The 12,302-nt window shown below is 57.9% G+C and carries 12 protein-coding genes; 7 read left to right on the top strand and 5 right to left on the bottom strand.

The window, feature by feature from the left end; all coding sequences use genetic code 11:
* The first annotated feature begins 192 nt into the window (after positions 1-192).
* Positions 193-1,361, top strand: a protein-coding gene (locus ACZ5IL_RS07720) for an IS3 family transposase (protein WP_464592339.1) whose coding sequence is annotated in 2 segments (ribosomal slippage) — positions 193-457 and positions 457-1,361 — 1,170 coding nt in all. Because the reading frame shifts where the segments join, the coding sequence is not laid out codon by codon here.
* Positions 1,362-1,851: 490 nt separating this feature from the next.
* Positions 1,852-2,433 carry a hypothetical protein gene (locus ACZ5IL_RS07725; protein WP_464596131.1) on the top strand — a complete coding sequence of 194 codons (582 nt, stop codon included), beginning with the start codon at positions 1,852-1,854 and terminating at the stop codon, positions 2,431-2,433.
* Between the two features lie 482 nt (positions 2,434-2,915).
* Here the strand turns inward: ACZ5IL_RS07725 and ACZ5IL_RS07730 are convergent, their stop codons facing one another.
* Positions 2,916-3,746 carry a uroporphyrinogen-III synthase gene (locus ACZ5IL_RS07730; protein WP_464596864.1) on the bottom strand — a complete coding sequence of 277 codons (831 nt, stop codon included), beginning with the start codon at positions 3,744-3,746 and terminating at the stop codon, positions 2,916-2,918.
* 131 nt (positions 3,747-3,877) lie between these two features.
* Here ACZ5IL_RS07730 and purU point away from each other — a divergent pair, with 131 nt between their 5' ends.
* Entirely contained in the window at positions 3,878-4,735 is an 858-nt protein-coding gene (purU, locus tag ACZ5IL_RS07735) for a formyltetrahydrofolate deformylase (RefSeq protein ID WP_425909759.1), read from the top strand.
* Positions 4,736-4,756: 21 nt separating this feature from the next.
* Here the strand turns inward: purU and ACZ5IL_RS07740 are convergent, their stop codons facing one another.
* Positions 4,757-4,933 (bottom strand): hypothetical protein, encoded by a 177-nt coding sequence (locus ACZ5IL_RS07740; RefSeq protein ID WP_464596132.1) that lies wholly within the window; start codon positions 4,931-4,933, stop codon positions 4,757-4,759.
* Between the two features lie 529 nt (positions 4,934-5,462).
* On the opposite strand from ACZ5IL_RS07740, the gene ACZ5IL_RS07745 reads away from it, so the two are divergent.
* Together ACZ5IL_RS07745 and ACZ5IL_RS07750 are read left to right on the top strand one after the other, a co-directional pair.
* Positions 5,463-6,152, top strand: coding sequence for a hypothetical protein (locus ACZ5IL_RS07745; RefSeq protein WP_464596133.1), 690 nt, complete (start codon positions 5,463-5,465; stop codon positions 6,150-6,152).
* 108 nt (positions 6,153-6,260) lie between these two features.
* Positions 6,261-6,770: a hypothetical protein gene (locus tag ACZ5IL_RS07750; protein ID WP_464596134.1), complete on the top strand. Its 510-nt coding sequence runs from the start codon at positions 6,261-6,263 to the stop codon at positions 6,768-6,770.
* Between the two features lie 342 nt (positions 6,771-7,112).
* Here the strand turns inward: ACZ5IL_RS07750 and ACZ5IL_RS07755 are convergent, their stop codons facing one another.
* Together ACZ5IL_RS07755 and ACZ5IL_RS07760 are read right to left on the bottom strand one after the other, a co-directional pair.
* The gene (locus ACZ5IL_RS07755) at positions 7,113-7,481 is read right to left on the bottom strand and encodes a hypothetical protein (RefSeq protein WP_464596136.1); all 369 of its coding nucleotides are present in this window, start codon (positions 7,479-7,481) and stop codon (positions 7,113-7,115) included.
* 157 nt (positions 7,482-7,638) lie between these two features.
* Positions 7,639-8,478, bottom strand: coding sequence for an LPD3 domain-containing protein (locus ACZ5IL_RS07760; RefSeq protein ID WP_464596137.1), 840 nt, complete (start codon positions 8,476-8,478; stop codon positions 7,639-7,641).
* Positions 8,479-9,001: 523 nt separating this feature from the next.
* Between ACZ5IL_RS07760 and ACZ5IL_RS07765 the strand changes: the two genes are divergently transcribed.
* Positions 9,002-9,283 carry a hypothetical protein gene (locus ACZ5IL_RS07765; RefSeq protein WP_464596139.1) on the top strand — a complete coding sequence of 94 codons (282 nt, stop codon included), beginning with the start codon at positions 9,002-9,004 and terminating at the stop codon, positions 9,281-9,283.
* 82 nt (positions 9,284-9,365) lie between these two features.
* Here ACZ5IL_RS07765 and ACZ5IL_RS07770 read toward each other — a convergent pair whose 3' ends face one another.
* Entirely contained in the window at positions 9,366-10,685 is a 1,320-nt protein-coding gene (locus tag ACZ5IL_RS07770; RefSeq protein ID WP_464596140.1) for a UDP-glucose dehydrogenase family protein, read from the bottom strand.
* Positions 10,686-10,922: 237 nt separating this feature from the next.
* On the opposite strand from ACZ5IL_RS07770, the gene ACZ5IL_RS07775 reads away from it, so the two are divergent.
* On the top strand, positions 10,923-12,275 hold the full coding sequence (locus tag ACZ5IL_RS07775; protein ID WP_309774483.1) for a hypothetical protein: 1,353 nt from the start codon (positions 10,923-10,925) through the stop codon (positions 12,273-12,275).
* The last annotated feature ends 27 nt before the right edge of the window (positions 12,276-12,302 follow it).

Raw genomic sequence — 12,302 nt, forward strand, 5'->3', positions numbered from 1 at the left:
CGGCGCGCAGTTTCTTGGCGATCTCGGCGTCGATCGTCTTGCGGGTCTTGGCAAGCGCATCCCGCATCTTGCGAATACTGGACTCACGCTTTGAAAACTCCGCGTCCTTTCTCGCGAATTGGCGTTCTGGTCTGCCCCCTGAAAAGTGGTCCTCCCTGAATTAGGCTATTAGCCGTTAGAGAGGACATTGGAATGCCCCAGAAGAAGCACAAGGCGGAAGAGATCGTCGCGAAGCTGCGCCAGGTCGATGTTTTGCTTTCACAAGGCAGATCGGTTGGCGAAGCGGTTCGTTCGATCGGCGTGACGCAGTTCACGTATTACCGGTGGCGCAAGGAGTTTGGTGGCCTGAAGGGCGATCAGGTAAAGCGCTTGAAAGAGCTTGAGAAAGAGAACGACCGGCTGCGCAAGGCAGTGTCGGACCTGACGCTCGAGAAGCTGATCCTGAAAGAGGCTGCCTCGGGAAACTTCTGAGCCCTTCCCGCCGTCGCCGCTGCGTCGACCATGTCATGGTGAAGTTCTCCGTCTCGGAGCGCTTTGCCTGCAAGGTTCTGGGCCAGCATCGCTCGACCCAGCGCAAGAAGCCGCAAAGCCGACCGGATGAAGAGGCATTGACGACCGACATCATCAGTCTGGCCTTACGCTACGGCCGCTATGGCTATCGCAGGATCACGGCGATGCTGCGGTCCGAGGGTTGGACGGTGAATGCCAAGCGTGTCGAGCGTATCTGGCGGCGGGAGGGGCTGAAGGTTCCTCAGAAACAACCGAAGAGAGGCAGACTCTGGCTGAATGACGGATCGTGCGTCCGGCTTCGGCCCGAGCATCCAAACCATGTTTGGTCCTATGACTTCGTCGAGGGCCGGACCCACAATGGCAGGAAGTTCCGCATGCTCAACATCATCGACGAGTTCACCAGAGAATGTCTGGCGATCCGGATTGATCGCAAGCTCAACTCGACCGACGTCATCGACGTCTTGTCGGACCTGTTCATCCTACGCGGCGTGCCCGGCCACGTTCGTTCTGATAACGGGCCGGAGTTCATCGCCAAGGCAGTGCGAGAGTGGATTGCAGCTGTCGGCGCCAAGACCGCGTTCATCGAGCCCGGAAGCCCTTGGGAGAACGGCTACTGCGAGAGCTTCAACTCGAAGCTTCGCGACGAACTGCTCAACAGTGAGATCTTCTACAGCCTCGCCGAGGCCAAGGTCATCATCGAGGCATGGCGGCGCTACTACAACACCGAGCGACCACACTCATCGCTCGGATATAAACCGCCGGCGCCAGAGGCCATCGCCTGGCCTTCAAAGCCAGCCGGATCGCTTCCGCCAGCAGCGCAAGCAATGGCCGAAAAGCCGATTATGCATTAAGACTGAAACCGGACCACCTCATAGGGGCAGGCCACTGTTCTAAAGTCTTTCTGATCGGACATATAAAGCGCCAGTCGCGGTCTTGCGGGATAGCCGTCGGTATTCCGGCCAGAGGAATAATAAGAGGAAGTGTCTCCCAAGTTGGGTGCGCGAGAACAGCAAATCCAGGGACGATATCCTTGGCTCGCCTAGGCCGTATGATCCGGAGCAAGAATACGCCAGCGCTGCACGATCGCCTTAGGCTGCGATTCAGCAATACGATATTGCCGTCCCGGATATGAAAGTTCCAGTTCTGACGTAATCGGTCGTCAGGGCATAGGGCTGCGTCGATCACCTGCCAGCTGTCGAGTGAAATCGGGCTCTGAGTCACACCGCGACCCCTTGTAGTTGATAGATGTTCGGCTACTATTAGCAGGCCATCCGTTGTAAATTACGGCTCCTCGCGGTTCAAGAGGGGCGAATCCTTAGTTCAATACGAGGGCTATTCCCCATGGCGAAAAGAGCTCAGATTGATCGTGTCGACGATTGGGTCGGTCGGCCGACGCTTGCTGATCGGACGAGCGCGGACCGGTTTCGATGGCTGGACGACGAGATCGAGCGCGAAATTGCGCCGACAAATATCTTCGAGAAAATCGAGGCACGAGACATCAGCCATAAAGTCGCGGAAGAGCAGCTTTTGAAAGGCATGCAAACTGCGATAGTCAGAAGCGCCCGAGTGCAATCACTAGCGATGCTGCTTGGCCCCGCTTTCGGTCAGAATACTGATAAGGCGTTTAAGGTAGCACAAGATTACTTTGGTGGGTCCGAAGAACGGCAGCGCGCTGCCAAAGACCTGGTGCTCGACCTCGAAATATCGATCGAAGATATCGAGGCTAATGCGTTGCACTTACGTATGGCCAGCATTCACGCGCTTGACGCCATGATCGATCGAAGGGAAGGCGGCCGCAATCGAATTATCAAGCGCCATCTGAAAAACAAGAGGGCAGCGAGTTCTAAGAATTCTGTGCCGACGGCAAATGAGAAAGGTGCAAAAGTATCAAGGGAAAGAATTCAGCGTATGGGAAGAGATTGAGTGTAATAGGATGGCAAGCGAAAAGCAGATCGCGGCCAATCGGCGCAACGCCATGCACAACACTGGGCCAAAAAGCGGGCTCGGGAAATTCCATTCGAGTCGTAATGCTCTAAGGCATGGCTTTTCGCTAGGCCTCGCGCTCGATCCAGCGAGTATCCGACGAGTGAATTCTTTGAAAAGGAAATTGCTTGGGGCAGGTGCAAATCAAGATATGGAGCGAGCAGCCGAGGAGTTTGCACGAGCCCAGGTCCACATATCGAGGATTCGCAAGGTCCAGTCGGAGGTACTCGCAGAGTGCGCAAAGGCGCTCGAAGGTGATCAGGCGAAAGCCATCCGACGGCTGGGAGCATTAGATCGCTACGAAAGATATGCGTTCACAAGGCGGGAGCGAGCGCAACGAGTTTTTGAAAATTGCCAAAACGAAGCCAATTATACTAAATAAATCAATATATTAACAGAAACAAGAAGGAGCAATCGTTGGACTATCTGCCTCTCAACGCGTTCAGGCTTACCGCCATCGCCGAGATCAGCGGCTTCATGAAGAACGCATCGTTTGCGGGCGTGATATCGGTGCGCAGGCCATAGGCTTTCAGTTCCCCCGAGACCACGGGCCCGACCGACGCGATCTTGGTGCGGTAGAGCCCGGCGCGCAAGCGGTCCTCGCACCCATGGACTCGCGCGACCTCCACCAGCCGCCGAACCTGTCCGGAGCTCGTCAGTGCAACGGCATCAACCCGGCCGTCGGCCATTTCTTCGATTGCTCCGAGGATGTTGGCCTCAGCCGCGCTTGCATCATAGATGTATGGTACCACTGGATCGATACTTGCATTCTGCGCTTTGATTTTTCCAAGCAGTGCGCTGTGGTCGCGATCTGGATAAAGCTGCAGGCCGACGCGATGGCCGTCGAGGTCGAACCGCGCCAGCGTTTCGGCGATGCCTTCGGAGGTCGGCTTGTCGGTGGTGATCGTCGCCTCCAGTCCGATTTCGCGCAACGCCTTGCCCGGCTTCGGGCCGCGCGCAAACGTGCGGGCCTTACCAACGGCCGTGACAAACTCCTGATCGAGGCCGATCTGCCGCGCAGCTTTGACAAGGCGCCTCAACCCTTCGCCGGTCGTCAGCACCAGATCGTCATGCGGGGTCCGGATGCAGCGTCTGATCCAGTCCTCGACCTGCGAGGGGTCTGGCGCGTCGCGAATGGTGAACATCGGGCATTGCAACACTTCGGCACCTTGCTCCGCCAGTAAGCGGGCAAATTGCGCTTCCTCGCGCGCTTCGAGGATCAAGATACGGAAACCGGATAGCCTGTCAGTCATGGTCACCCAGGAGGTCAGGTGTTGATCGCTTTACCGTATTGATTGTCTCTCTGGCAGGATGAGTGGCGCAAGGCCAATGTGGGTGATAGAGCAGGGGGCCTGTTCGAGTTTTATCACTATCGTCCGGTCCCATGCCCCACCATCAATTCGTGTTAACGCTCTCCTGCCCCGACCGGCCCGGGATCGTATCCGCAGTGTCCACGTTCCTGGCTCACAACGGCCAGAACATCATCGATGCCCAGCAGTTCGACGATGCCGAGACCGGCCGCTTCTTCATGCGAGTGGTGTTCAATGCCGCCGATCTCGCTGTGCGGCTCCCGGCGCTCCAAACCGGGTTCGATGCGATCGCCGAGCGCTTCCACATGACCTGGCAGTTGCGCGATCGCGCCGAACTCCGCAAGGTTATGCTGCTGGTGTCGAAGTCCGATCATTGTCTGGTCGATATTCTCTATCGCTGGCGCACTGGCGAACTGAAGATGATTCCGACCGCTATCGTTTCCAATCATCGACGCGAGACCTATGCGCACCTCGATTTCGGCGAAATACCGTTTCACTATTTTCCGGTGACAAACAAGGCGTCGCAAGAAGCCGAGGTCCTGAAGCTGGTGGCGGAAACCGGCACCGACCTGGTGGTGCTAGCGCGCTACATGCAAATTCTGTCGAACGACATGAGCGCCAAGCTCTCCGGTCGATGCATCAATATCCATCATTCATTTCTGCCTGGGTTCAAGGGCGCAAAAGCCTATCACCAGGCCCATGAGCGCGGCGTCAAGCTGATCGGCGCAACCGCGCATTATGTCACCAGCGATCTCGACGAGGGTCCGATCATCGATCAGGACGTCGAGCGCATCAGCCATCGCGATACGCCCGATACGCTAGTCCGCAAGGGGCGCGATATCGAGCGACGAGTGCTGGCGCGCGCGATCCGGCATCACCTGGATGACCGCGTGATCCTAAACGGCCGCAAGACCGTCGTGTTCATGGATTGAGTCGCTCCCGGTTGCCGAGGTTTAGTTGGTCGGGGCCGTCACATGATTGTCGGTCGATTGGGCGCCGGGATCTTTCGCCTTCGGTTCTAGGCGCTCGCGTTCACGCTGCTTCATCACCTCATCATATTTCGCAGTACCCGGCCGCGGTGGTGCGTCCGCGGGAAGTCCGCCCGCCCAGTGCGGAATCGCGTCCCCCATCCCGGCTGCCATATGCGAATTGATACTGGCGCATCCACCCAGGTTGCATACGGTCAACAGGGCGCAAAGCAGCATCGAGAATCGGCGCATCGAATATGTCATGACCAAATGATTAGTGTCTCGGTGTGGAGATTGCGGGGCGTCGTCCGTTCGTTCCAGATACTGAATGGCTTAGTTTCTAAAAATTTGCGGCGAAACTTCGCGCAAGGGCAGGTATTATGATACTGATTAGCGCGGCGACTTTCGTACCACCGTTCACGTGGGGAAACGAAACTTATCTTCGCTGCCTGCCTAGCGCGGCCTGCAGCCGGACAAAGCTGGGAAGTCATATCATCGCGAAAGGGACCGGAGGATGCGATGTGATTGAGCATCTATTAGCGCGCAAACCGGATAAATGCCGATTTGCAGAAGGCCTCTAGCCTGGCAAGCAACGTAAGAACGCTTGAGCGAAAACATCTCGACGATAGGATGATCCTTTTATGGGGCCCGAATCGCGCGTTGCGGTCGCCGGATGGAGGTGAAATCAAACATGGGGCGTCCCGCTCGCAAGCTACCGATATCGAGAGCGGTAGGCAATTCTCCGGAATTTTCACTCACGGATCAGGGTTGGAAAAAAGTTGAGATCGCGTATGGCCAGGCTCTTCCGGCCGCGGTTCGCCAGAGCATCCTGGACACAACGAACAAATATCTCGAGTGGGAAGTCTTTGAACGAAATGCCAGTGCATTGAAACCGGCAGTCGATCTGGTCGAATCGATCAAAGTCGAATCCAACAATCTCCGAAAGAAACTTTCTAGGGCGGGAGGCGATGCGGGAGCTTTTGCGCAATCTGTGATCAGAGAGCATTTTCATCCGGTTCACTTCAGAATGAAACCGTATGACCAGCTGTTTCCCGCGCTCGGCGACATAATGTCGTCGTTAAGCGTTGCCTGCCAGACGGCGATCGAGGAAATGGATGACCCGGAGGGTAAGGTTTTCCGCGAAGGTGCAAGTTGGGACGATTGGATCCGAGCGCTGACAAACATTGCAGAAGAAAATGATTTGCCTACCGCAGCGTCCAAAGCCGGCAATCGGAAATCTGACGTCGGGCCTTTCGCAAGGTTGGTTGCAACGCTGCAAGAGAATTTGCCAAAAGAGGCCCAAAGGCACGCTAACACCAGATTGTCATCGGCCATTTATTCCGCGCGCGCCAACCCATTGAAAACGACAGACGAACCGTAACCGGGGCGCATTAAAATGAAATCGTCCTACAAAAACGTCCTGTCTTGGGCGCGATAATTTTTAGAGCCTCCCACCCGATGAGTAATCAGGAAAGGTGGAGAGCTAAACATGTCCAAAAGAGAGCCGAGAACAGACTACACACCGGAGGCCTGCAATCAGGTGGTTACGCTGATGGGAACCGGTCTTTCGCTTACCGCCGCTGCAGGCTTGATGGGATTTTCCCGTGCCACGATCAACTGCTGGATGGATAAGCACAAAGAATTTAAAGACGCTGTCTCTAGGGGGCGGGCTGCACGTGTCCTCGCCCTTGAAAGCAAGATGCTCGCCAGCGAGAATACCGCTGTTATCAGCGCATGCCGCTTTGCTCTCATGAATGCCGCACCCGAGGAATGGTGTGAGAAACCGGTAGTCGAGGCGGCAGTGGATCCGATCCGCCTATTAGCCGAACAGCTTTCGGGCACCGCGATTCGCCCGCGAATGCCGGAGCCCAAGACCATCGAGCACGATGCGTCACGCGAAGTTCGGCAGCAGCAGCGCGTAACCGTCCATGATGTGGAGAATAGTCATAAGCCACGCATTCACACCATTTCCCGCGAAAGCTATGAGGACGAAGGATAAGCTCCGGCGAGCTCAGCGTCGCCTCGTGTCATGCGCCGCTTGGTTGTCGTGCCGCGGATCTGGCTGGACGTAACCAATCGGGCCGCACATTGAGTGGCAATAACGCGAGCACTTTGACGATGATCCTAGCTAGGCCAGCGCTTCCACGGCACCGGACACTTCTCGGCGCTGCGCGGTATCGCCCGATCGGCGGGCGTGGCTTCAGCCACTGGTGCGGCGACGGACTTCATGGTGGTCCGGCTTCTCGGAATGGGTGGTCCCACGAGCAATTGCATCGATATGGCCATCACGCGAAGCGGACGCCATGGTCATGGGTGAACTGCGTCCCAATCATCAGGAGCGTCATGCCTTTACCGCGCCAATTGCCTCACGGGCCCAATCCCCGAACGCCCGCGGCATCATGTCATGCTCGGAGATCACGTACGCGCCGAATTCCTCCGGCGTCAGTTCGTCCGAGAACGGACCGGAAGTTTCTTGCGCGTGCGCCATGCGGACGAGCGCCTTGTCGTAGACGGCGCGCGCGCCGCCTCCGGACCGCCGGGCTTGATTGTAAAGACTGAGGAGGCGTCCAATCAGATCGGACCATGCCTTATTGCCGATCAGGGGGCGAACGCCGGAGTGGAACGCTTCGTGCAACAACGAGGCCGTAACTTCGCCATCAGAGCGCAAATTGGGCGCAACGAGATGAATAACGCCGTCGGCGTCGGTCACGTAAGCGTTGGCGTCGGAATCCGCGACCGGCTCGATGACGATTTGCCAGCGTCGATGAGGCGCTTGATCGGGCCGGCAAGCGCCGTCTGATCGAGGGCAGAGCGCACCCGCTCCGGCGACATGCCCCGCTCGGCATTGTTTTCAGATCTCTCGAATGTTAGATTAATCCCGCTGGCGGTGCTTTGTGATGCAGGCTGACCCACCGGAAGCGATTCCGTGGTTCCTTCGGGAACACTGACCCCCGGACCGCCAGACTTCTTGTCCTCCCTGTCATATCCAAATCATAGTGCCAGGTCCCGTCCTGCTGGACATGAAGTGTGACAACAAGCCGACGGGTTACACCGCCCAAATTTACAGGGGCCGAGACAACAACATTCTCGCGCACCCCATACTTATTGCCCGGCTCGCGGCTGACCACCTCACCACGCTCGATGATTGAGCGGATGGCGGGAACCGCGCGAAGAATGAAGTCAGTCTTGTTCCCTTTTGTGGCTTCCCGCCGCCCGCTGTTGCCGAATTTAACGGGCGTCCCATCCGGGCGTTCGACAATCTGCCCTTTAAGGTTTTGATCGTACCATCTTTGTGCTGCGCGCCGGAGTGCCGGCATGTCATTCGGGCCATTAAACTCTATGCCCAGCTCATCGCCAGTGAGTTTCGCAACTGGCTCGCGATCTGACGGGATGAATTCTCGGGTGTCCCGACTCGGTGCCGCTTCGGTCGCAGTCGGCGCGATGAACCTGTGCTCCTCGTAGAGAAGCATCCCATGCTTGTCTTTGGTCTCCATGTACGGGATCACGGTGGCCTTGCCCGTCTCGTCCTGAGCAAGGACGAAATAGCCGTCGTCGCCCCAGCGATGGCCGTTCACGGTGTAGTAGGGTTCGCCGCCGGCATACACCGCGGTCTCGGCCGGAGCCCCCGGCGCGCAGCCAGTACGGCGGCGCGACCGGGTTGGCAGCGATGTCCTTTTCGAGATCATCGAGCTTGCGCTTGGTGTCATCGAGCTTGCCGACGAAATGGAACGGCTCCTGCTCCACAGCCTCGTTATGCGCCAACGATCGCTGCGCCTCTTCGACATTAGACGTCAGTTTTTTGCCGCGTTGCTCCCGCAAAGATCGAATTGCGAATTCGAGGCTTTGTAGGCTCGGGCCCTCGCTGCTCATCACCTCATCACCGAGCTTCACGTAAAGGTTAGGCTTGGAGTTGAACCGGCCCCATTTCCCATACAGAGGCACGTCGGTGCCGATCTGCTTTTCATCGCCAATGGCGACTTGCCGCCCAGGAAGAGGTTACGAAGGGCCTCGCTTGCGTTCTTAAGGGTGTCGAATTTCTTCTTGCCGAGCACAGATCGAATCTGTTGCCGCGCTGCGCGTCCATTAGCTCGGGGCGCTTGCTTCGCCACGTCGGTATCGCGAACGCCGCGAACCGCTGCTCTAACGTCGGGCAAATCCTTGCGCATGCGGGCGGCCGTGCGCTGGCGTCCTGTTTGCCGTGCTGATAGATGCGCTCGCGGCTCTGTAACTGTGCTCGATCTGCTTCTTGAGCCTTTCACGGGTGAGCACGCGCGGATCGCCCGCGGCTTCCGAGAACGTCGAGAGAATGTCGCTCTGTTCATCGGCGGCGTCGTCGTCCTCGATGACGCGCACGCTATTGTCCGATTTGAGGAATTCGGTGATGAACTTCTTCTTGATCGCGGCTCAGCGGTGACAGAAACTGATCAGGCACCGTGTGCTCCAGGTTGGGCATTGGGGATTTTCGCGCTGATCAACACCATCATCAATCTGCGAACACGTTCACCAACATAAAGGTCACGTCGATAAATGTTCAGGCGACTCATTAATAGTCACTAGGTTAGAAGCCGGCTGCGGAGTAGGCGGACACGCCCGCTCAGACCATATTGTTATTGTTCCGTCCGACGCTTTCGTAGACGAAGCCGAGATCCTGCATATCTTCAGCGCGATAAATGTTGCGCAGATCGACCACGATCGGCTGCTTCATGATGAGTTTCAGGCGCGGCAAGTCGAGAGCGCGGAACTGAACCCATTCCGTCACGATCACCAGCGCGTCGGCGCCTTCCGCGCAGGCGTAGGCGTCATCGCAATAATCGATATCGGGAAGCTCGCGTCGCGCCTCCTTCATGCTGGCGGGGTCGAAGGCGCGGACCTTCGCCCCCATATCGCACAGGCCTGTGATCAGCGGAATTGACGGCGCGTCGCGCATGTCGTCGGTATCCGGCTTGAACGCCAGTCCCAGCACCGCGATGGTTTTGTTCCGGAGATTGTCGCCGAGCGCTTGTGCTACCTTGCGCGCCATTGCGCGCTTGCGGTTATCGTTGACCGTGACAACCGATTCCACAATGCGAAGCTGGGTGTCGTGGTCTTCCGCGATCTTGACCAGCGCGCGCGTGTCCTTGGGAAAACACGAACCGCCATAGCCCGGGCCGGCGTGCAGAAACTTTGTGCCGATGCGATTGTCGAGACCTATTCCGCGCGCGACCTCCTGGACATCGGCGCCGACCTTTTCTGACAGGTCCGCGATTTCGTTGATGAAGGTGATCTTGGTCGCGAGAAATGCGTTGGCCGCGTATTTGATCAGTTCGGCGGTGCGACGCGCGGTAAACATCAACGGCGCCTGATTGAGCGACAGCGGCCGGTAGATGTCGCCGAGCACCTTGCGCCCGCGCTCGTCGGTTGTTCCGATCACAATGCGATCAGGAAATTTAAAATCGCGGATCGCTGCGCCTTCGCGCAGGAATTCGGGGTTGGACGCTACCACCACATCTGCCGACGGGTTGGCCTCAAAGATCAGCCGTTCCACTTCATCGCCGGTGCCGACCGGCACGGTCGATTTGGTAACCACCACGGTGAAATCGCGGATCGCCGCCGCGATCTCGCGCGTCGCGGCATAGACGTAGCTGAGGTCGGCATGACCATCGCCTCTTCGCGAGGGGGTGCCGACGGCGATGAACACCGCATCGGCCTCCGCCACCGGGCCGGCGAGATCAGTAGTGAAATCGAGCCGTGAAGCCTTGACGTTGGTCGCGACCAGCGCCTCAAGGCCGGGTTCGAAGATCGGGATTTCGCCGCGGCAAAGAGCGGCGATCTTGACTGCATCCTTGTCGACGCAGGTTACCTGATGCCCGAAATCGGCAAGGCAGGCTCCGGACACCAAGCCAACATAGCCCGTGCCGATCATGGCGATGCGCATCGTTCTAACCTACCGTAGGAGGGTCGGGGGATGGTATTCAGCGCCTCATATAGCGTTTTCGAGCGAAGTCGATAACCGGTTTGCATGACGAAAACGCGTCAAGAGGCATTTGACCTTCATAAGGGCTGAAGCGGAGTAGGCCCTGGGCCGCTTTCTGGGTTTCAATTGTGGGCAGATGATGATAGGAAAATAGCTTTACGTCCTTCTGCCCATTAATCTGGCCCCATTCACGCTACAATGACGAACGAGGAATTGCTGAGCCAGATTTCCGGCTATTGTCGCCGGGCCGGCATGGCCGAATCGACCTTCGGCCGGCGTGCCGTCAATGACGGTAAGCTTGTGCACCGGCTGCGCGAGGGCAAGCGCATCACCATCGACACACTGAACCGGATCGAGGCATATATCGTCTCCGGTTCCCCGGATGGGACGGTGCGGGTCCGCAAGCCGGAGCCGATCGAGCGGCGCGATCCCCGCGCCAACTTCCGCTTTTTTGAGAACCGGCAAAAGTATCTGCTTTTCGTCCATACCTGCAGCGAAAAGCGGGTGATCGCCGATCGGGTCGCGCTGGAGTTCGGCAGCATTCATCCGCGACCGCCGGCGCTGCGGGTTTTTGATGCGGGGGTCGGCGACGGCACAGTCTTGGCGCGGGTGATGCGGTCGATGCATGGCCGGTTTCCCCACATGCCATTCTACATCGCAGGCAAGGAACTTAGCCTCGAAGACATCAAGCTGACGCTGGATAAGTTGCCGGACCGTCTGTTTGAGCATCCCGCGACGGTTATGGTGCTGACCAACATGAATTACGCGGAGGCGCCTTGGCTGGCGCCCCGGTCGTCCCAGGCTGCGGCCAGCATGGTATGGCGCGAGGTGCCGCTGCGGGGGGCATCCTCCGGCGAGTTCGAGGTTCAAATCCGCGACCTATGGCCGTTTCTGGAGGAGAACTGGAGGGCGAGCGTCAGCCCGGTCACGGGGATGCCGGTTTACGAGCGTCCGGTGGTGCTGGTCATCTATCGCGAGGACCACCAGTTCCTGCTGGATTCCGCGATTCCACGGGCCGGGCGGGTCGAAGCTAACTTTGATCTGGTGATCGCCTCGCAGCCGTACCGGGCTCGGTCTTCCCTCAATTTCAAGGCTAGAAGAATAATCGCTCCGCTGGCGCGAAGCTTGCGATCTGGAGGGCGTTTGATAGGAATACATTCTCACGGACAGGATCCTGGACTGGAGATCGTCCAGACCGTCTGGCCAGGAGAAAACCCTTTCGCCGTGAGCCGTCATGAGCTATTGCGCGCCGTGAAGTACGAGCTCGGTTCGGTGGGGCGCGACCTCAATTTCAACGCATACGCCGACCATCGTTCGATTTTTCGCTATGATATGGAAGCGCTGCCCAATGAGGTCACCGGGTCCATCGGGACTTCGACTTTGTTCGCGGCGTGGAATGCTGCGGTTTACGTGGCCCAAGTCGAAGATGACCGGTTGACGGAAATGACCCAAAGCGGCCGCTATCTCGACGCTACTAGAGAGGTTTTGCGCAAACACAACGGTCTCTGGTTCTACGATGAATCCTACGTCATCTCGCGTCGCCGGGACTGACATTTCAGACAACAGCACGAAAGGACC

The organism is Nitrobacter sp. CN101 (assembly GCF_055390255.1).